General features: G+C 41.8%; 18 protein-coding genes. 17 read left to right on the top strand and 1 reads right to left on the bottom strand.

The window, feature by feature from the left end; genetic code table 11:
• The first annotated feature begins 73 nt into the window (after positions 1-73).
• The 3 genes from pfkA to FXF70_RS08755 all read left to right on the top strand — a co-directional run bounded on the left by pfkA (position 74) and on the right by FXF70_RS08755 (position 3,311).
• On the top strand, positions 74-1,033 hold the full coding sequence (gene pfkA / locus FXF70_RS08765) for a 6-phosphofructokinase (RefSeq protein WP_017358271.1): 960 nt from the start codon (positions 74-76) through the stop codon (positions 1,031-1,033).
• 27 nt (positions 1,034-1,060) lie between these two features.
• Positions 1,061-2,821 (top strand): pyruvate kinase, encoded by a 1,761-nt coding sequence (pyk, locus tag FXF70_RS08760; RefSeq protein ID WP_008346071.1) that lies wholly within the window; start codon positions 1,061-1,063, stop codon positions 2,819-2,821.
• 100 nt (positions 2,822-2,921) lie between these two features.
• A complete protein-coding gene (locus FXF70_RS08755; RefSeq protein WP_007501703.1) occupies positions 2,922-3,311 on the top strand; it encodes an FxsA family protein in 390 nt (129 codons plus the stop codon).
• Positions 3,312-3,335: 24 nt separating this feature from the next.
• Here FXF70_RS08755 and ytvI read toward each other — a convergent pair whose 3' ends face one another.
• Positions 3,336-4,454: a sporulation integral membrane protein YtvI gene (ytvI, locus tag FXF70_RS08750; protein WP_025207772.1), complete on the bottom strand. Its 1,119-nt coding sequence runs from the start codon at positions 4,452-4,454 to the stop codon at positions 3,336-3,338.
• 100 nt (positions 4,455-4,554) lie between these two features.
• On the opposite strand from ytvI, the gene FXF70_RS08745 reads away from it, so the two are divergent.
• The 14 genes from FXF70_RS08745 (at position 4,555) to nrdR (ending at position 19,785) form a co-directional block, all read left to right on the top strand.
• Positions 4,555-5,019, top strand: coding sequence for a DUF441 domain-containing protein (locus FXF70_RS08745; protein WP_007501699.1), 465 nt, complete (start codon positions 4,555-4,557; stop codon positions 5,017-5,019).
• A 375-nt stretch (positions 5,020-5,394) separates the two neighbouring features.
• A complete protein-coding gene (citZ, locus tag FXF70_RS08740; RefSeq protein WP_008346063.1) occupies positions 5,395-6,513 on the top strand; it encodes a citrate synthase in 1,119 nt (372 codons plus the stop codon).
• A 146-nt stretch (positions 6,514-6,659) separates the two neighbouring features.
• Positions 6,660-7,931: an NADP-dependent isocitrate dehydrogenase gene (gene icd, locus FXF70_RS08735; RefSeq protein ID WP_008346060.1), complete on the top strand. Its 1,272-nt coding sequence runs from the start codon at positions 6,660-6,662 to the stop codon at positions 7,929-7,931.
• A gap of 34 nt (positions 7,932-7,965) precedes the next feature.
• Entirely contained in the window at positions 7,966-8,904 is a 939-nt protein-coding gene (gene mdh / locus FXF70_RS08730) for a malate dehydrogenase (RefSeq protein ID WP_007501693.1), read from the top strand.
• Between the two features lie 392 nt (positions 8,905-9,296).
• Positions 9,297-10,025 (top strand): response regulator transcription factor, encoded by a 729-nt coding sequence (locus FXF70_RS08725; RefSeq protein ID WP_007501691.1) that lies wholly within the window; start codon positions 9,297-9,299, stop codon positions 10,023-10,025.
• Entirely contained in the window at positions 10,018-11,760 is a 1,743-nt protein-coding gene (gene pnpS / locus FXF70_RS08720; RefSeq protein WP_060781267.1) for a two-component system histidine kinase PnpS, read from the top strand. The genes FXF70_RS08725 and pnpS overlap by 8 nt, the downstream gene beginning before the upstream one ends.
• A gap of 254 nt (positions 11,761-12,014) precedes the next feature.
• Positions 12,015-14,654 (top strand): DNA polymerase I, encoded by a 2,640-nt coding sequence (polA, locus tag FXF70_RS08715; RefSeq protein WP_017358267.1) that lies wholly within the window; start codon positions 12,015-12,017, stop codon positions 14,652-14,654.
• A gap of 25 nt (positions 14,655-14,679) precedes the next feature.
• Complete coding sequence (gene mutM / locus FXF70_RS08710; protein ID WP_138826252.1) at positions 14,680-15,513, top strand: DNA-formamidopyrimidine glycosylase; 834 nt, start codon at positions 14,680-14,682, stop codon at positions 15,511-15,513.
• A 174-nt stretch (positions 15,514-15,687) separates the two neighbouring features.
• The gene (ytaF, locus tag FXF70_RS08705; protein ID WP_007501684.1) at positions 15,688-16,320 is read left to right on the top strand and encodes a sporulation membrane protein YtaF; all 633 of its coding nucleotides are present in this window, start codon (positions 15,688-15,690) and stop codon (positions 16,318-16,320) included.
• Between the two features lie 13 nt (positions 16,321-16,333).
• A complete protein-coding gene (gene coaE, locus FXF70_RS08700; RefSeq protein WP_148780115.1) occupies positions 16,334-16,939 on the top strand; it encodes a dephospho-CoA kinase in 606 nt (201 codons plus the stop codon).
• Between the two features lie 172 nt (positions 16,940-17,111).
• Positions 17,112-18,134, top strand: a complete 1,023-nt coding sequence (locus tag FXF70_RS08695; protein ID WP_008346043.1) for a glyceraldehyde-3-phosphate dehydrogenase — start codon at positions 17,112-17,114, stop codon at positions 18,132-18,134.
• A 235-nt stretch (positions 18,135-18,369) separates the two neighbouring features.
• A complete protein-coding gene (gene speD / locus FXF70_RS08690) occupies positions 18,370-18,750 on the top strand; it encodes an adenosylmethionine decarboxylase (RefSeq protein WP_003216492.1) in 381 nt (126 codons plus the stop codon).
• A 185-nt stretch (positions 18,751-18,935) separates the two neighbouring features.
• Positions 18,936-19,322 (top strand): hypothetical protein, encoded by a 387-nt coding sequence (locus FXF70_RS08685; protein ID WP_017358264.1) that lies wholly within the window; start codon positions 18,936-18,938, stop codon positions 19,320-19,322.
• 4 nt (positions 19,323-19,326) lie between these two features.
• A complete protein-coding gene (nrdR, locus tag FXF70_RS08680; RefSeq protein WP_003216720.1) occupies positions 19,327-19,785 on the top strand; it encodes a transcriptional regulator NrdR in 459 nt (152 codons plus the stop codon).
• The last annotated feature ends 98 nt before the right edge of the window (positions 19,786-19,883 follow it).

Below are 19,883 nucleotides of genomic sequence, written 5' to 3'. Positions count from 1 at the left end.
GTTTTGCTCATGATTGTTTTCAAGCAGTGGAAATGGTATGTTTAATTCATATATGGTCTCTGAGGTGAAAAAGATGAAGCGTATAGGAGTTTTAACGAGCGGTGGGGATTCCCCAGGAATGAATGCAGCTGTGCGCGCAGTTGTAAGGAAAGCAATTTACCATAATGTAGAAGTTTACGGTATTTATAATGGATATTCAGGTCTAATTAACGGTAAAATTGAGAAACTCGAAATAGGTTCAGTAGGCGATATCATTCATCGTGGAGGAACAAAACTTTACACGGCAAGATGTCCTGAATTCAAGACAGTTGAAGGTCGTGAAAAAGGGATTGAGAACTTAAAAAAATTCGGTATTGAAGGACTTGTTGTCATCGGTGGAGATGGCTCATTCATGGGAGCGAAGAAATTAACAGAGCTCGGTTTTCCATGTGTAGGTGTCCCTGGCACGATTGACAATGACATTCCTGGTACTGATTTCACTATTGGCTTTGATACAGCACTAAATACAGTCATTGATGCCATTGATAAAATTCGTGATACAGCCACATCTCATGAACGTACATACGTAGTGGAAGTAATGGGAAGACATGCAGGGGATATTGCCCTTTGGTCAGGTCTTGCAGGCGGAGCTGAATCGATTTTGATTCCTGAAGCAGACTATGACATGGACGAAATTATTGCCAGATTGAGAAGAGGACATGAGCGCGGCAAGAAGCACAGTATCATCATTGTCGCAGAAGGCGTAGGCAGCGGTGTCGAATTTGGTAAGAGAATTGAAGAGGAGACAAGCCTTGAAACGCGTGTATCTGTCTTAGGACATATTCAGCGTGGAGGTTCTCCAAGTGCGTTTGACCGAGTGCTCGCAAGTCGCTTAGGAGCGTATGCAGTAGAACTTCTTCTTGAAGGAAGAGGCGGACGCTGTGTAGGCATTCAAAGCAACGAACTCGTTCATCACGATATTTTAGACATCTTAGATAAAAAGCATACAGTCGATCAAAATATGTACCGACTTTCACAAGAGCTCTCTATATAAAACGAGAAGACCTTAGGAGGAACAGTAATGAGAAAGACAAAAATCGTTTGTACAATCGGCCCAGCAAGTGAAAGCATTGAAAAGCTGACTGAATTGATTGAAGCAGGAATGAATGTAGCCAGACTAAACTTCTCTCATGGAGATTTTGAAGAGCATGGTGCACGTATTGAAAACATTCGCAAAGCAGGTAAAACTTTAGGCAAGGACATTGCGATCCTTCTTGATACAAAAGGTCCAGAGATCCGTACACGTACAGTTGAAAACGGCTCAATTGAGTTAGTTGCTGGTGCTGATCTTATCGTGAGTATGGAAGACATTGTGGGAAACACTGAAAAAATCAGTGTGACGTACGAAGATTTAATTCATGATGTAGAAGTGGGCTCAACCATTTTATTAGATGATGGTCTGATTGGTCTAGAAGTAAAAGAATTAAATAAGGACCGAAAAGAAATCGTCACAAAAGTGATGAATACAGGTACACTGAAAAACAAAAAAGGTGTCAACGTACCAGGTGTGAGTGTGAACTTGCCGGGTATTACAGAAAAGGATGCCAATGATATTCTGTTTGGAATTGAACAAGGTGTCGATTTCATCGCAGCTTCTTTTGTAAGACGAGCTTCTGATGTTCTTGAGATTCGTGAGCTGCTTGAAAAGAACAACGCAGCTGACATTCAAATCATTCCGAAGATTGAAAACCAAGAGGGCGTTGATAACATCGATGAAATCCTTGAGGTATCAGATGGACTGATGGTCGCGCGTGGAGATCTTGGTGTAGAGATTCCGGCAGAAGAAGTACCACTTGTTCAAAAAATGCTAATCAAAAAATGCAACCGTTTAGGCAAGCCTGTCATCACAGCAACTCAAATGCTGGATAGCATGCAGCGTAACCCGCGTCCAACTCGTGCAGAAGCAAGTGATGTGGCAAATGCTATTTTTGACGGTACAGATGCGATCATGCTATCTGGTGAAACAGCAGCAGGAACATATCCAGTTGAAGCTGTGCAAACAATGCACAACATTGCCTCACGTTCAGAGGAAGCACTTAACTATAAAGCAATCCTTTCTCGCAGAAGCGAAGAAGTAGAGGTCAGCATTACAGATGCGATCGGTCAATCTGTTGCGCACACAGCAATGAAGCTTGATGTGGCGGCAATTGTGACACCTACTGAGAGCGGTCATACAGCGAGAATGATTTCTAAATATAGACCAAAAGCACCAATCGTTGCAGTCACAGCAAACGAATCAGTGGCAAGAAAACTTTCACTCGTATTCGGTGTATTTGCAAAGAGCGGTTCAAAAACGACATCTACTGATGAAATGCTAGAGAATGCAGTAGAAAAGTCAATTGAAACAGGCTATGTAAGACATGGTGATTTAATCGTGATTACAGCTGGTGTGCCAGTTGGTGAAACAGGTACTACCAACTTAATGAAAGTGTATGTTGTCGGTGACATCATTGCGAAGGGTCAAGGAATTGGCCGTAAATCTGCATTTGGACCGGTTGTTATTGCACAAAGCGGAAAAGAAGCAGAGGAAAAAATGTACGATGGTGCGATACTTGTCGCAAACTGCACAGATCGTGATATGATGGGTGCTTTAGAAAAAGCATCTGCCCTTATCACGGAAGAAGGCGGTTTAACAAGCCATGCAGCAGTCGTTGGGCTTAGCCTTGGCATTCCAGTCATTGTCGGTCTTGACAGTGCCACAACACTTCTAAAAGAAGGCGAAGAGATTACAGTAGATCCAGCACGCGGAGCGATCTACAAAGGCCGTGCAAGCGTCCTTTAAATCACACACGAGGGGAGTTATCTGACTCCTCTTTTTTTTTATGTTACACTAAAAAAAGTAAACAGCTTTCGATGAAAGAGACCCCATGAGGTGATATGGCTTGAAAAAATATTTTCTACTATTATTGATTCTGTTTCCGGCAGTGGAAATTAGTTTATTTTTAATCTCAAGTAACATCATTGGTATTTTACCAACGATGCTAGTCATTGTGCTAACAAGCGCATTAGGTGCTTACTTTGCAAGAAAACAAGGAATAGAAGCATTTCAGAAAGTGCAGCGAGATTTACAATATGGCAAAATGCCAGGGGCCACCATTGTCGATGGCTTCTGCATTCTGATCGGTGGTTTGCTGCTGCTCATACCTGGATTCCTTTCTGATCTGATTGGGGCTGTGCTGCTCATTCCCATGACAAGAAAACGGATCAAACCGCTCTTTGAGCGCTGGCTTAGAAACATGTCCAATCGCAAACGCTATACGATTATACGCTAAAGAGACCTTCGCATCAGGTCTCTTTTACTTTTGCGCACCATACCGAATGTACTGATAAAGGTCTCTGAAAACCCCTGCATTACGAAACGCCTGCCAAACGACAAGAGAAGCGGGACCGAGTGCAAGTCCAAGAAAACCAAAGCATTTTAACCCGACAAACAGCGCCACAAGTGTTGCTAAAGGATTAAGACCAATTGATTTACTTAAGACTTTTGGCTCTGATATTTGTCTTTGAATGAGCACCACAATATACAAAATGCCCAGTCCAATGGCGAGTGAAAGATTTCCTGTCATGGCGGAGTAAATGATCCACGGAAGAAAAACGGTGCCACTCCCGATGTAAGGAAGTAAATCAACTAGACCAATACATAGAGCGATCACGATCGCATGCTCGACCTTTAAGATGAAAAGTCCAATCAGCACGATCCCAATGGTCATGGCAACAAGGAGAAGCTGGGCTTTCATAAAGCCAGAAATGGCTTTTTTGATTTCAGATAAAATGGCACGTGTATGAAGCATCCATTTGGCGGGAAAGATACGAGAACCATATTTTTTTAATGTAAACCAATCTTTTGTGATAAAAAAAGTCGCTAGTGCGGAAAATAAAAGTGTCGCTGCTGCATCAGGCAAAAGACCTAAAAAAGCTGGAATGAATTCAAGAGTTTTTGAAAGGAAAGTCCCGATTTTTGCCGCTGCTTCATCACCAAGTGCTTGGATTTGTCCTAAAATCGACTCCTTTTGACCTGCTTGAAGTGTATTAAATTGAGCAGTCAAATCATGATATAAAGGCAAAATCTGATCTGTGAAAAAACGTTCCACGATCCCAATCATTTGATCAAGATGACCTGGCAGGACCTTTGCTAAATAAGCACTTCCTGAAATGATTTCCGCCACTAAAAGTGTCATGAATCCAGCTGCTGCCACTAAAAAGAGCAATAACACAATGATGACAACAAAACCTCTTGGCATCCCGGTCATGTTTTCGATTTTGCATACGGCTGGATGAATCAAACACGACACGGCAAATGCAATCCAAAATGGATATAAAAACGGAAAAGACTGATATAAAAAAACAACCGCACAAACGGCGATGCTGAAAATCATCAAACTTCGCAAAAAAATGGCCACATAAGTGTGATTCACACAATCCCCTCCAAAAAACAAGCATGTCCGATACTTCATTTTATTCAAAAAGATTAGTAATATGAAAAGGTCGCAATAAAAAGAAAGAAAGGAGCGGCGTATGTTTACTCAAGCAAATTTGTTTTTGGTTCTTTTACTCGTTATTGCACTTATTGCAAAAAACAATTCGTTAATTTTAGCGGTCTCTGTGCTGATTGCCATTAAGCTGATTGGCCTGGATCAAAAAATATTCCCGGTTCTGCAATCAAAAGGTATCAATTGGGGTGTGACGGTCATCACGATCGCTGTGCTTGTACCGATCGCAACAGGGGACATTGGATTTAAACAGCTTGGAGAAGCGATGAAATCTTCCTATGCTTGGATAGCTCTTGGAGCGGGTATATTAGTAGCATTAATTGCAAAAAACGGCATTGTGCTACTCGAAAACGATCCGCATATCACCGCAGCACTTGTATTCGGTACGATTTTGGCAGTCAGCTTATTCAAAGGTGTGGCTGTTGGCCCGCTGATTGGTGCTGGAATTGCCTATTTAGCGATGCAAGCAGTGAAATTTTTCAGCGGTTAAAAAGAGAGTGGCTCATGCCACTTTCTTTTGATATTTTTTCTGACGTGAGCTTTTGCAAAAAAACATAATTAAATATATTAAAAGAAGCAAAATCCCTTTATTCCATGCCCGAACCGGAAGGCTGGAAAAAAAAATATCAAAAAAAATTATAGTTAAACATTTAACAAATGTCTGATTATTGTTTATAATGGGAATAGGCTTAATTTTGAACTCATTGATCAAACAAGAGATATGAGGCTAAAAGCGCTCTAACCGTATAGGTAAATGTAAGCATTTTCTTTTCTAAACCTGCCAGCCTATTTTGGTTGGATAGCGCTTTCAAAAAGCGAGAATTTTGCAACGAAGGGGAATCTTTTTAAAAAGGGGAGATTGAACATGACAGCAACAAGAGGTCTTGAAGGTATCGTGGCAACAACTTCATCCGTAAGCTCAATTATTGATGATACTCTTACTTATGTAGGGTACAATATCGATGATTTAACTGAAAAAGCTACTTTCGAAGAAATTGTCTACCTGTTATGGCACTTAAAGCTGCCGAATGAGCAGGAGCTAAGCGAGTTAAAGCAGCAGCTCAATGAAAATGCTCATATTCCGCAAGAGATCATTGAGCACTTTAAATCTTATTCGCTGGATGGGGTTCATCCAATGTCTGCGATTCGTACAGCGGTATCCTTATTAGGTTTACTTGATGACGAATCAGAGATTATGGACAAAGAAGCGAATTACAGAAAAGCCATTCGCTTACAAGCGAAAATTTCTGGACTTGTCGCTGCATTCTCACGTATTCGAAAGGGGCTTGAGCCTGTACAGCCAAAAGAAGAATACAGCTATGCTGCAAACTTCTTATATATGCTAAACGGCGAAGAGCCTTCACCAGTAGAAATTGAAGCGATTGATAAAGCGCTCATTCTACATGCGGATCACGAATTAAACGCATCGACATTTACAGCACGTGTATGTGTTGCTACACTATCAGATATCTACTCTGGTGTAACAGCGGCTATCGGCGCATTGAAAGGACCACTTCATGGCGGCGCGAATGAAGGCGTAATGAAGATGCTGTCAGAAATTGGCGAAGTTGAAAACGTAGATTCCTATATTCATGGTAAGCTAGAGAAGAAAGAGAAAATTATGGGCTTTGGCCACCGCGTTTACCGCCAGGGTGACCCGCGTGCAAAACATTTAAAAGAAATGAGCCAGCGCTTAACAAATCTCACAGGCGAGCCAAAATGGTATGAAATGTCTGTACGCGCAGAGGAAATCGTGACATCAGAGAAAAATCTTCCACCAAATGTTGATTTTTATTCTGCTTCTGTCTATCACAGTCTTGGGATTGATCATGACTTGTTTACACCAATTTTCGTGATCAGCCGATTCTCTGGATGGATTGCTCACATTTTAGAGCAATATGACAACAACCGTCTGATCCGTCCAAGAGCTGACTATATTGGACCTGATCTTCAAACGTTTGTTCCGATCAGTGAAAGAGACTAATGTTTATAGAATAGTGGAGGCTGATCCATCTAAACCAATCAGCCTCCATATCAACAAAAAACGAATCACGTGAAAAACTTCTTGGCTTGCAGACATCAAGCTTGGAAGTTTCAAATATTCACTACATAACCTGGGAGGTAATATCATTGTCACAAGGCGAAAAAATTACAGTTACTGGCGGCGTATTGAATGTACCAAATAATCCAATTATCCCGTTTATCGAAGGGGACGGAATCGGTCCTGACATTTGGAAAGCAGCATCAAGAGTTCTTGAAGCAGCTGTAGAAAAAGCATATAAAGGTGAAAAGCAAATCACTTGGAAAGAAGTATATGCAGGTGAAAAAGCTTACAATAAAACTGGCGAGTGGCTTCCAGAGCAAACACTTGAAGACATTCGTGAATATTTAATCGCGATCAAAGGACCACTGACAACACCAATTGGTGGAGGAATCCGTTCATTGAACGTGGCACTAAGACAAGAGCTTGATTTATTCACATGCTTACGTCCAGTTCGCTGGTTCCAAGGCGTACCATCTCCTGTGAAACGTCCAGAAGACACAGACATGGTCATCTTCCGTGAAAACACTGAAGATATCTATGCAGGAATTGAGTATGCAAAAGGATCAGACGAAGTGAAGAAGTTAATCGACTTCTTGAAAAACGAATTAGGTGTGAATAAAATCCGTTTCCCAGAAACATCAGGTATCGGAATCAAACCAGTTTCTGAAGAAGGAACATCTCGTCTTGTCAGAGCAGCGATCCAATATGCGATTGACCAAGGCCGTAAATCTGTGACACTTGTTCACAAAGGAAACATCATGAAATTTACAGAAGGAGCCTTCAAAAACTGGGGCTACGAAGTGGCTGAAAAAGAGTTTGGCGACAAAGTCTTTACATGGGCACAATATGATCGTATTGTAGAACAAGATGGAAAAGATGCGGCAAACAAAGCGCAAAGTGAAGCAGAAGCTGCTGGCAAAATCATTGTCAAAGACAGCATTGCAGATATTTTCCTTCAACAAATTTTAACTCGTCCAGCTGAGTTCGATGTTGTCGCAACAATGAACTTAAACGGAGACTACATCTCTGATGCACTTGCAGCACAAGTTGGTGGAATTGGTATCGCACCTGGTGCAAATATCAACTACGAAACAGGACATGCTATTTTTGAAGCGACTCACGGAACAGCACCGAAATATGCTGGTCTTGATAAAGTGAATCCATCTTCTGTTCTTCTATCAGGCGTGCTTTTACTTGAGCACCTTGGATGGCAAGAAGCTGCTGATCTAGTGATTCAATCTGTTGAAAAAACAATTGCATCTAAAGTCGTCACGTACGATTTTGCTAGATTAATGGACGGTGCAACAGAAGTGAAATGTTCTGAGTTTGCTGACGAGCTCATCAAAAACTTGTCTTGATTCTTAAACTTTAAAGTTAAAGGGGAAAAAGGAAATGGCAAACAAGCGTAAAAAAGTATCTGTCATCGGAGCAGGCTTTACTGGAGCAACTACAGCATTTCTAACAGCTCAAAAAGAATTAGCGGATGTCGTATTAGTGGATATCCCTCAGCTTGAGAACCCGACAAAAGGGAAAGCACTTGACATGCTGGAAGCAAGCCCTGTTCAAGGCTTCGATGCGAATATTACAGGAACTTCTAACTACGAAGATACAGCCGGTTCTGATGTCGTGGTCATTACGGCAGGAATTGCAAGAAAGCCGGGAATGAGCCGTGACGACCTCGTGTCAACAAATGAAAAAATCATGCGCAGTGTGACACGTGAAATCGTTAAATATTCTCCAGAAGCGATCATTGTTGTGTTAACAAACCCTGTTGATGCAATGACATATGCAGTTTATAAAGAATCAGGATTACCAAAAGAAAAAGTCATCGGACAATCAGGAATTCTTGATACAGCACGTTTCCGTACGTTCGTTGCTCAAGAATTAAACCTATCTGTGAAAGATGTGACGGGCTTTGTTCTTGGCGGACATGGGGACGACATGGTTCCTCTTGTACGTTACTCTTATGCAGGCGGTATCCCGCTGGAAACATTAATTCCTAAAGAGCGAATTGATGCAATTGTTGAAAGAACAAGAAAAGGCGGCGGTGAAATCGTTAACCTATTAGGTAACGGTAGTGCGTATTATGCACCTGCTGCTTCACTCGTTGAAATGGTTGAGGCGATCTTAAAAGATCAACGCCGCGTCATGCCGACGATTGCATACCTTGAAGGTGAATATGGCTACGAAGGCATTTACCTTGGCGTTCCAACAATCGTAGGTGGAAACGGCCTTGAGCAGATCATCGAGCTTGAGCTGACAGAAGAAGAAAGAAGTCAGCTTGACCGTTCTGTTGAATCTGTAAAGAACGTCATGAAAGTATTGTCTTAATATGAATAAAAAAGAAGGCTTCTCGTATGAGGAGTCTTCTTTCAGATTGTTGACAAAGGGCTAAAATGTTGTTTATTTTAGCCCTTTGTCTTCTTTTCAGCGTGATAGAAAACCTTTGCAGTCTAGGAAGGGCGAGTACTGGCGCGGAGCGAATTTGACATTCGTGAGCACCAGCGCGCAGGACTGACACCGAATGCGAGGGTTTGTCTACACGCTGAGAAGGCTTCTCGTATGAGGAGTCTTCTTTTTGTTTACAAAACCAATCTTGTCGAAATTTTAAATTGTTCTCTTGTTAAGCTTTCGTTAAAATGAAAGAGAAAGCATGACTTCTCGCTTTTCACATAAGATACAAAAAACCGGATGCAGGGGAAATCACTAATTGGAGGCACAACATGAATAAAAAAATATTAGTTGTGGATGATGAAGAATCAATTGTAACACTTCTAAGCTATAACCTTGAAAGGGCGGGCTACGATGTCGTCACAGCAAGAGACGGAGAAGAAGCGCTTGAAAAAGCAGCAAGTGAACAGCCTGATCTGATTGTGCTTGATTTAATGCTTCCGAAAATGGATGGCATTGAAGTGTGCAAACAACTGAGAATTCAAAAAATGATGTTCCCTATTTTAATGCTGACAGCAAAGGACGATGAATTTGATAAGGTGCTCGGTCTTGAACTTGGAGCCGATGATTACATGACAAAACCTTTCAGTCCTAGAGAAGTGGGTGCTCGGGTAAAAGCCATTTTGAGAAGAGCACAGCAATCTCAGCCGGCTCCCGTGCAAGAAGAGAAGGAAGAGATCATTGCAGACCAAATCAAAATTGGAGACCTGCGCATTTTACCTGAACATTACGAAGTCTATTTCCAAGAAGAACGTCTAGAGCTCACGCCAAAGGAATTTGAACTGCTTCTTTATTTGGCTAAGCATAAAGGCCGTGTCTTGACGCGTGATCTATTGTTAAGTGCGGTTTGGAATTATGACTTTGCAGGTGATACTCGTATTGTGGATGTGCATATCAGCCACTTGCGGGACAAAATTGAAAAGAACACGAAAAAACCAACATATATTAAAACCATTCGAGGCTTAGGCTACAAATTGGAGGAGCCAAAGCCAAATGAGTAAAGTGAGAACCCGACTTTTTTCTGGGCTCATTTTTCTCCTGTTTATTGTGTTTGTTGCGCTTGGTCTTTTCTTGGATCATATGTTTCATATTTTCTATGAAACAAAATTAACCGAACGAATGGAAAAGGAATCGAGTTTTCTCCTTTCTTCTATGAATGTGGAAGATTTGAATGCGGAGCAAAACAAGAAGATTCTCAATCAAGCAAAGCAGCATCTCGATATGAATGCGTCGATTGTGGACGTGAAGGGGAATATCATACATACAACGGGTCAAGCAGAACAAAGGGCTGTCATTTTAAACACACTGAAAAGTGAGCAGCTTCAAACAAAAGGAATGTTCATTGAGGATGAGAAGGATGCGCTGTTTCATTATGCAGTTCCAATGATGAAACAAAACGAACCGGCGGGATATTTATTTCTTCATGCTTCATTCCAGCCTTTGAATGAGATTGACGGCCAGCTCTGGCTTGCATTAGCCTTTTGTCTTGGTTCAGCCATCATTATCATCGTCTTTTTTGGCTATCGCATGTCGATGAAGTATGTAAAGCCGATTGATTATGCCACAAAGGTGGCCAAACAGCTTGAACGAGGGAACTATGATACAAATAACTATGAAGAGCTGATCATTGAAACAAGTGAACTCAATACATCAATGAAGCGTCTGGCAGAAAGTCTTCAAGACATGACAAGCGCTGGCGAAATGCAGCGAGATCGTCTGCAAACAGTCATTGAAAACATCGGAGCGGGGATTATTTTGATTGATAAAATGGGCTATATTCACTTAGTCAATCGAACATTCCGCAAGCAATTCAAAGTGCAAAAACATATTTACATGCACAAGCTGTATCATGAAGCCTTTACCCATGAAGAGATTATTGAGTTAATAGACGAAATTTTCATGACAGAAACCAAGGTCCGAAAGTTTTTACGTCTCGCTGTTGACATCGAGCGCCGTTATTTCCAAGTCGATGGTGTCCCGATCTTAAGTACAGACGATGAATGGAAAGGGATTGTTCTTGTCTTTCATGATGTGACAGAAACAAAGCAGCTAGAACAGATGCGAAAAGACTTTGTCGCTAACGTGTCACACGAATTAAAGACACCGATTACGTCAATTAAAGGCTTTTCTGAAACACTTCTGGATGGTGCCATTGACGACAAAGAAGCGCTCACACAATTTTTGTCCATCATCCTAAAAGAGAGTATTCGTTTAGAAACGCTCATCCAAGACTTACTTGATCTCTCGAAAATTGAACAGCAGCATTTTAAGCTGAATATTCAAGAAGCCAACGCGACAGAAATCATTCAAGAGATTGAAGTGTTGCTAAAACAAAAGGCTGCTGAAAAAGGCATTGACCTACAAGTGCGTGTCCCGAAAGAGCCGGTCTATGTCATGGCTGATCCGCTGAGATTAAAACAAATTTTCCTCAACCTGATCAATAATGCTCTCACCTATACACCAGAGGGAGGAAGTGTCACGATCACAGCAAGACAGAGGAAAGACAGCTATGAATTTGATGTAGCAGATACAGGGATCGGTATGAAAAAGAGTGAGATTCCAAGAATATTCGAGAGATTTTATCGAATTGATAAAGATAGAAGTAGAAACTCAGGCGGTACAGGGCTTGGTCTTGCCATTGTCAAACACCTAGTCGAAGCACATGAAGGAACGATTTCTGTTCATAGCAAACAAGGCAAAGGGACGACGTTTACCGTGAGTTTAAAGTCAAAATAGAGAAGAATGGAAAGTGGCGTTAAAATTTACATGATCTTTACAATGAATTCATGTTTTGTTAATCAATCATTGGTAGGATGAATAGGAACCCCTTCATCCAAGGAGCCAATTTTGGAAGGACGAAAACACTTGTTGTTTTCGTCCCTTTTTTATGCAGGCTCGTCTATTTTCTTTTCAAAATAAACTTTGATAAAATGAACATACAATGTGCGAAAGAGACGGCTGAGCCGGCTCAGTCGATGGAGGATTAAAAGATGACAGATCAAAAGAAATTAGTACTTGTGGATGGAAACAGTCTCGCTTATCGGGCCTTTTTTGCTTTGCCGCTATTATCCAATGATAAAGGCGTACATACAAATGCCATTTATGGCTTTGCGATGATCTTAATGAAGATGCTGGAAGACGAGAAGCCGACTCATATGCTCGTAGCATTTGATGCGGGTAAAACCACCTTCCGTCACGAGACCTTTAAGGAATATAAAGGCGGAAGACAAAAAACTCCGCCAGAACTATCAGAACAAATGCCGTTCATCCGTGAGCTATTAGATGCTTATCAAGTGAAAAGGTACGAGCTTCCGCAATACGAGGCAGATGACATTATCGGCACACTGGCTGTAGAGGCAGAAAAGGACGGCTTTGAGGTCAAAATCTTCTCAGGAGATAAAGACTTAACGCAGCTTTCAACAGACCATACAACAGTAGCCATTACGAAAAAAGGGATCACAGAAGTAGAATATTACACACCGGCACATATTGAAGAGAAATACGGCCTCAGACCAGATCAAATCATCGACATGAAAGGGCTGATGGGAGACTCATCAGACAATATCCCTGGCGTGCCTGGTGTCGGTGAAAAAACAGCGATCAAATTACTAAAGCAGTTTGAAACGGTTGAAAATCTGCTTGATCATATTGACGAAGTCAGCGGGAAAAAGCTAAAAGAAAAGCTTGAAGAATATAAAGAACAAGCGGTGATGAGTAAAAAGCTGGCGACGATTCTCGTAGAAGCACCAATAGATGTGTCAAGCAAAGAGCTCGCCTATGAAGGTCCTCACATGGAGCAGGTCATCTCTCTTTATAAAGAACTGGGCTTTCAAACGCTGCTAGAGCGTTTAGGAGAAGCGCCAGAATCAGATGAACCAGTAGAAATAGACGAACTAGACGTGAAGAAAATGACAGATGTCACGGAGGACATGCTGACAGATCACGCTGCACTTGTGGTAGAACAGCTAGGAGACAATTATCACGAAGCCGATTTGATAGGGTTTGCGATCCATAATGAGAACGGTGCATTTTTTATGACAAAAGAAGATGCTCTGCAATCTGAAGCGTTTAAACAATGGGTACAGGATGAAACGAAGAAGAAATGGGTCTTTGATTCCAAAAGAGCGGTTGTTGCCCTCAGATGGCATGATGTCGATCTTAAAGGTGTCGATAACGATGTCCTGCTCGCTTCCTATGTGGTCAATCCGCAGAAATCCTATGAGGACGTTGCAAGTGTGGCGAAGGAATATGGCCTGAACATAGCCCTTTCCGATGAAAAAGTATACGGAAAAGGAGCGAAACAGGCAATTCCACCTGAAGAAGAGCTAAAAGACCATCTTGGAAGAAAAGCAGCAGCGATCTCAGCGCTGCATGATTTGACCCTTGAAGCGTTAGAAAAGAATGACCAGCATGAGCTGTATGAAGATTTAGAGTTGCCACTTGCCCTCATCTTAGGTGAAATGGAATCTCTTGGGGTAAAAGTGGATGTTGAACGTCTTCAGAAAATGGGTGAAGAACTCACGAAGAAGCTGAAGGAATATGAAGAAACCATTCATCGGTTAGCAGGAGAAACATTTAACATCAATTCACCGAAGCAACTTGGTGTGATTTTATTTGAAAAATTAGGACTGCCTGTTATCAAAAAAACCAAAACAGGCTACTCTACGTCTGCGGATGTCCTTGAAAAGCTTGAAGACAAGCACGAAATTATTCGGTCCATTCTGCATTACCGTCAAATAGGAAAGCTGCAATCTACTTATGTGGAAGGCTTAATGAAAGTGACGCGCAAAGATACGCATAAAGTGCACACAAGATTTAATCAGGCACTTACACAAACAGGAAGACTAAGCTCAACAGACCCAAACCTTCAAAACATCCCGATTCGTTTAGAAGAAGGCCGAAAAATTCGTCAAGCGTTCGTTCCGTCAAAAGAAGGCTGGCTCATGTTTGCAGCTGACTATTCTCAAATTGAGCTGCGTGTACTCGCGCACATTTCTCAAGATGAGAACTTGATTGAAGCCTTTACGCAAGATATGGATATTCACACGAAAACAGCCATGGATGTGTTCCATGTCTCAGAAGAAGAAGTGACTTCCTCTATGAGAAGACAGGCCAAAGCTGTCAACTTCGGAATCGTATATGGAATTAGTGATTATGGACTGTCTCAAAACCTTGGGATTACAAGAAAAGAAGCAGCGGCCTTCATTGAACGTTATTTAACAAGCTTTAAAGGCGTGAAAACTTATATGGAAGACATCGTGCAGGAAGCAAAACAAAAAGGGTATGTGACCACGCTTCTTAAACGTAGACGATATATTCCAGATATCACAAGCCGTAATTTTAATGTGAAAAGCTTTGCGGAAAGAACGGCAATGAACACACCGATCCAAGGCAGTGCCGCCGATATCATCAAAAAAGCGATGATTGATATGGCACGAAAGTTAAAAGAAGAGAATCTGCAGGCAAATCTGTTATTGCAAGTGCACGATGAACTGATCTTTGAAGCGCCAAAAGAAGAAATCGCCATATTAGAAAAAATCGTCCCTGAAGTCATGGAAAGCGCACTTCAGCTCGATGTGCCGCTAAAAGTCGATTTCGCTTCAGGCCCATCTTGGTACGACGCAAAATAAAGAGAGAGAAAAAGGAGCGAGGAGCATGCCGGAATTACCAGAGGTTGAGACCGTCCGGCGCACTCTTCAGCGGTTAGTCAAAGGAAAAACGATTGAAACGGTCGATATCAAATGGCCAAATATCATCAAACGTCCTGGGGAACCGGAAGAGTTCGCTAGAAGGATGGTAGGAGAAACCATTCAAACCATTGAAAGAAGAGGGAAGTTTCTACTCTTTCATTTAGACCACTATGTGATGGTCTCCCATTTAAGAATGGAAGGGAAATACCGTGTACATGAAACTGGTGAGCCTTATGATAAACATGTACACGTCGTCTTTACGTTCACAGATGGTACCGAACTTCGGTATCATGATGTCCGTAAATTTGGGACGATGCATCTATTTCAGCCAGGCGAAGAAGAAAAAGAACTTCCGCTATCACAGCTGGGATATGAACCTTTTTCAGACTCATTTACACCAGACTATTTATGGGAGCAATTAAAGAAAACCTCCCGCGTGGTCAAAACGGCTTTACTTGATCAAAAGATTGTGGTTGGCCTTGGTAATATTTATGTAGATGAAGTGCTGTTTAAATCAGGCATTCATCCAGAAACAAAAGCGAATCAGCTAAGCCTTGAATCTTGTAAGGTGCTCCACAAACATATTATTGACACGCTTCAAGTGGCTGTTGATGCAGGAGGTAGCACCATTCGTTCCTACATCAATTCACAAGGTGATATTGGGACTTTTCAGTTACAGCTTCTTGTATATGACCGGCGGGGAGAACCTTGCCAGACGTGCGGAAGTATCATAGAAAAAACAGTGGTTGGAGGGCGCGGCACTCATTTTTGTGTGACCTGCCAAAAACGCCCTTCATAAAAGTAAGCCGTCAGCATGCTTCCTTTTTGCCATGCATACGATAAAAAACATTCTTTTTTCAGCAAGGTGTAGACTGACACACAGCCCACCTGCTCTTCATATAGTGAAGAAGAGTCTAAGGACGCCTAGAGACTCTTGATCATCGTTGCATGAACAGAAAGGAAGAGTACAGGTATGATTTCGTTTTCGCTTCTGTTTTTAGCTATTGCCGTCAGCATTGACAGCTTTTCTGTAGGTTTTACGTATGGTCTTCGCAAGATGAGGATTCCATTTAAAGCCATCGTTATTATTGCTTGCTGTTCAGGAATTGTGTTGCTCATTTCCATGCTGATTGGCAGCCTGCTCACGACATTCCTCCCTGTCTCAGTGACAGATAAACTGGGTGGAGGCATCTTAATTGCCATCGGACTTTGGGTTCTGTATCAATTTTATAAACCAGCGAAAGAGCGTGATTTGCTCCTTCATGAAAAAACACTTCTCAATGTAGAAGTGCAGTCTCTTGGGCTTGTCATTCATATTTTGCGAAAGCCTACAAGTGCAGATATTGACCGCTCTGGCACCATTAATGGAATGGAAGCGGTGCTTCTTGGAATTGCTTTATCCATCGATGCATTTGGTGCAGGGATTGGTGCAGCGATTCTTGGTTTTTCTCCAATTGTCATGAGCATCACGGTCGCTGTGATGAGTTCTCTTTTTGTATGCATTGGACTGCGTGCGGGTCATTATTTGGCCAATTGGCGCTGGATCGATAAACTCGCATGCTTACCAGGGCTGTTGCTCATTTTAATTGGGGTGTGGAAGCTGTAAAGGAGGAAACGAATTGACGCTCGTCATTGGATTAACAGGCGGGATTGCTAGCGGAAAAAGCACAGTCTCGCAGATGATAAAAGAGAAAGGCATTCGGGTGGTGGATGCAGATATCATTGCAAAAGAAGCGGTTTCTAAAGGATCGCCTGCCCTTCATCAAATCGTTCAAACCTTTGGTGAAGAGGTTCTTCTGCCAAATGGTGAACTGAACCGGCAGCAGCTTGGAGCGATCATTTTTTCTGATGAAGAGAAAAGAAAACAGCTCAATGCCATCGTTCATCCTGAAGTCAGAAAGGAAATGCTCGAGCAGCGTGATGAAGGGGTGAGCAACAATGAAACATTTGTTGTGCTTGATATCCCGCTCCTATTCGAGAGCAAGCTGGAAGGGCTAGTCGACCGTATCATCGTTGTGTACACGACGCCTGAATTGCAGCTGTCGCGGCTCATGAATCGAAACGACCTGAGCGAGGAAGAAGCACTGAATCGCATTCACTCCCAGCAGCCTCTTGAGGAAAAATGCCAAAAAGCAGACCGTGTGATAGAAAACACAAAAGATCTTGCTTTTATGAGAAAGCAATTAGAGAACATATTAAACGAATGGGAACATACAGATAAGTAAGAGTACATACAGTGCTCTTCTTTTTTTATGCTTTTTTCGTCAATTTCATTGCAAAGAACAGCCCTTTTTTGAAAATATACGTTTATATACTGGCAATTACATTCTAATGTGATATACTAATTTCATAAATAAATTTATTGAGTATAACACATAATAGAGGAGTGACCTGTTCATGAAGGTAAAAGCAGCGATCAATGGGTTTGGCAGAATTGGACGCATGGTCTTCAGAAAAGCAATGCTTGATGATCAAATTCAAATTGTAGCGGTGAACGCAAGCTATCCTGCCGAAACGCTAGCACATTTAATTAAATATGACACAAATCATGGACGTTACGAATGCGATGTGACAGCAGAAGATGACGCGTTGATTGTCAATGGCAAAAGAGTGCTTTTGCTCAATAATAGAGACCCAAAGCAGCTTCCATGGGGAGAGCTTGGGATTGATATCGTGATCGAAGCAACAGGGAAATTTAATTCAAAAGATCAAGCGATGGGCCATATAGATGCCGGAGCGAAAAAGGTCGTACTTACAGCTCCAGGTAAAAATGAAGACGTTACAATTGTAATGGGTGTCAATGAGGATGATCTTGATCCTGAAAAGCACGTCGTTATTTCAAACGCATCTTGTACAACAAACTGCTTAGCACCAGTTGTCAAGCTGTTAGATGATGAATTTGGCATCGACAACGGCTTAATGACAACGGTTCATGCTTATACAAATGATCAAAAAAATATCGACAACCCCCACAAGGATTTGCGCCGGGCAAGAGCATGTGCCCAGTCCATCATTCCAACGACGACGGGTGCCGCTAAAGCGCTTTCTTTAGTGTTGCCGCACATGAAAGGGAAATTACATGGACTTGCACTTCGCGTACCGGTTTCAAATGTGTCGATGGTTGATCTTGTGGTCGATTTGAAAAAAGATGTCACAGCAGAAGAGGTCAATGCTGCCTTTGCAACGGCTTCAAAAACATCTCTTGCTGGCATATTAGATTACACCGATGAACCACTTGTCTCCACAGACTTTAACACAAACCCTTATTCTGCTGTCGTTGATGGACTTACAACGATGGTGATGGAAGGCAGAAAAGTAAAAGTTCTTGCATGGTATGACAATGAATGGGGCTATTCTTGCAGAGTGGTTGATCTTGTAAAGTTTGTTGGTTCCCAGATGAAAGAGCTTTCAGCTGTTTGAAATGAAGAAGACTGAACGTCCCTTTTCAAGAAATGAGAGAAAATCCCACTAAAAACACAGCTTGCAAAATGGGTCTAAACAAAGTATACTATTTTTCGTGAACTTCTTGTTCGCAGACTCATTCGGGTATACTTAAAGGGTTAGGACCTCTTTGGACTAACTTTCCCCCGTGGTATATGTCCGGTCCGGCTGCTTAGAACTTCACTCTTTCATTCTTGTTTAAGGGGGGTCCATGATGGAAACAATCGGACGTCACGTTATCTCCGAGTTATGGGGATGCGACTGTGATAAACTGAACGACATGGATTTTATTGAAAAAACGTTTGTAAATGCAGCTTTGAAATCAGGAGCTGAAGTAAGAGAGGTTGCTTTTCACAAATTTGCACCTCAAGGAGTAAGTGGAGTTGTCATTATTTCTGAATCTCATCTGACAATTCACAGCTTTCCTGAACATGGTTATGCGAGCATAGATGTTTATACTTGCGGCGATCTAGATCCGAATATTGCAGCAGATCATATCGGAGATGAACTAGGTGCTGAAACAAGAGAAAACATCGAAATTCCTCGAGGCATGGGACCTGTACAAGTGAAACAGGCGCAAGCCAAAGCACTGTAAACATAAAAAAGATTGCAATGGGAGCTGGCCAAAAGCATTAAATGCCTTTGTGTTATGCTCCTTTTTATATTTGTTCCATACACGGGCATTCAGCATGATCCAACCTGTCTATACTTTTGTTCTAGGAAAACAAAGGTTTTTTTTATAAAATAAAGAAGAGGGTTTATGACAAAGGGGATACGTGTATGACTTTAGGGCAAAAGCTAAAACGATTCATTTCAAATCATACAGAAACATCTGACCATCATCCAGTGTCAGAGCTGAAAAGCCATTACTACAAATCGACACAAACTCAAGTTTTTCAAGCGGTAGAAGCCGTTCTTTCAAGAAACGATTCCTATCAAGTGACATCTGTTTCAGCAGAACGAGGTGAAATCAGCGCAAACATACGAACGCCGAAAAAAGCTTTTCTCGTGGCGACTGTCATTTCAATTCGTCCTTTTGAAACAGCTGTCGATTTTAATGTGACAACAGAAACAGCACTGCCAACAGACTTTGGCTACAGTCAAAAGGCTGTTTTGTCCCTTTATAAAGAACTAGACAAACAACTTCCAAGAAGAGATCGGAGCTGATGAAATGAAATGTCCCACATGTCAGCACCTTGGCACAAGGGTGCTTGATTCAAGACCAGTAGATGAAGGGAAGTCCATCCGTCGCAGAAGAGAGTGTGAAAGCTGTCAATATCGCTTCACGACGTTTGAAAAATTAGAAGAATTGCCATTGATTGTGGTGAAAAAAGAAGGAATTCGAGAAGAATTCAGCCGGGAAAAGATGCTGAGAGGCCTCATCAAAGCGTGTGAAAAACGTCCTGTCGCTTTAAAACAGCTTGAGGATGTCTGTTTTAACATCGAGAAGGAATTGCGTAACCAAGGCATGTCAGAGGTGAAAAGCGAGCTTGTAGGGGAAATGGTGATGGACGAGCTGGCGAAAATTGATGAAGTGTCTTACGTCAGGTTTGCGTCGGTATATCGTCAATTTAAAGATATCAATGTATTTATTGATGAATTAAAAGATTTATTAAAGAAAGAACGCTAAAAAAGAGCTGAAGATTCTTCATGCTCTTTTTCCTGCGTAAAGCGTAAAACGCAAAAAGAGTGTACAATGAAGACAACCGTATTAAGGGAGGATCAGCA

It is taken from the genome of Bacillus sp. Y3, from assembly GCF_008123875.1.
In the GTDB taxonomy this organism is placed as follows: Bacteria; Bacillota; Bacilli; order Bacillales; family Bacillaceae; genus Bacillus; species Bacillus altitudinis.
Note: the sequence above shows the minus strand (reverse complement) of the source record. Positions and strands in the feature narration are given on the sequence as shown.

Coding starts and splice junctions, on each gene's coding strand:
- ytaF (WP_007501684.1), top strand. CDS start 15,688: ATGATTTCGTTTTCGCTTCTGTTTTTAGCTATTGCCGTCAGCATTGAC.
- nrdR (WP_003216720.1), top strand. CDS start 19,327: ATGAAATGTCCCACATGTCAGCACCTTGGCACAAGGGTGCTTGATTCA.
- citZ (WP_008346063.1), top strand. CDS start 5,395: ATGACAGCAACAAGAGGTCTTGAAGGTATCGTGGCAACAACTTCATCC.
- FXF70_RS08725 (WP_007501691.1), top strand. CDS start 9,297: ATGAATAAAAAAATATTAGTTGTGGATGATGAAGAATCAATTGTAACA.
- pyk (WP_008346071.1), top strand. CDS start 1,061: ATGAGAAAGACAAAAATCGTTTGTACAATCGGCCCAGCAAGTGAAAGC.
- FXF70_RS08685 (WP_017358264.1), top strand. CDS start 18,936: ATGACTTTAGGGCAAAAGCTAAAACGATTCATTTCAAATCATACAGAA.
- speD (WP_003216492.1), top strand. CDS start 18,370: ATGGAAACAATCGGACGTCACGTTATCTCCGAGTTATGGGGATGCGAC.
- FXF70_RS08745 (WP_007501699.1), top strand. CDS start 4,555: ATGTTTACTCAAGCAAATTTGTTTTTGGTTCTTTTACTCGTTATTGCA.
- mdh (WP_007501693.1), top strand. CDS start 7,966: ATGGCAAACAAGCGTAAAAAAGTATCTGTCATCGGAGCAGGCTTTACT.
- pfkA (WP_017358271.1), top strand. CDS start 74: ATGAAGCGTATAGGAGTTTTAACGAGCGGTGGGGATTCCCCAGGAATG.
- pnpS (WP_060781267.1), top strand. CDS start 10,018: ATGAGTAAAGTGAGAACCCGACTTTTTTCTGGGCTCATTTTTCTCCTG.
- polA (WP_017358267.1), top strand. CDS start 12,015: ATGACAGATCAAAAGAAATTAGTACTTGTGGATGGAAACAGTCTCGCT.
- FXF70_RS08695 (WP_008346043.1), top strand. CDS start 17,112: ATGAAGGTAAAAGCAGCGATCAATGGGTTTGGCAGAATTGGACGCATG.
- mutM (WP_138826252.1), top strand. CDS start 14,680: ATGCCGGAATTACCAGAGGTTGAGACCGTCCGGCGCACTCTTCAGCGG.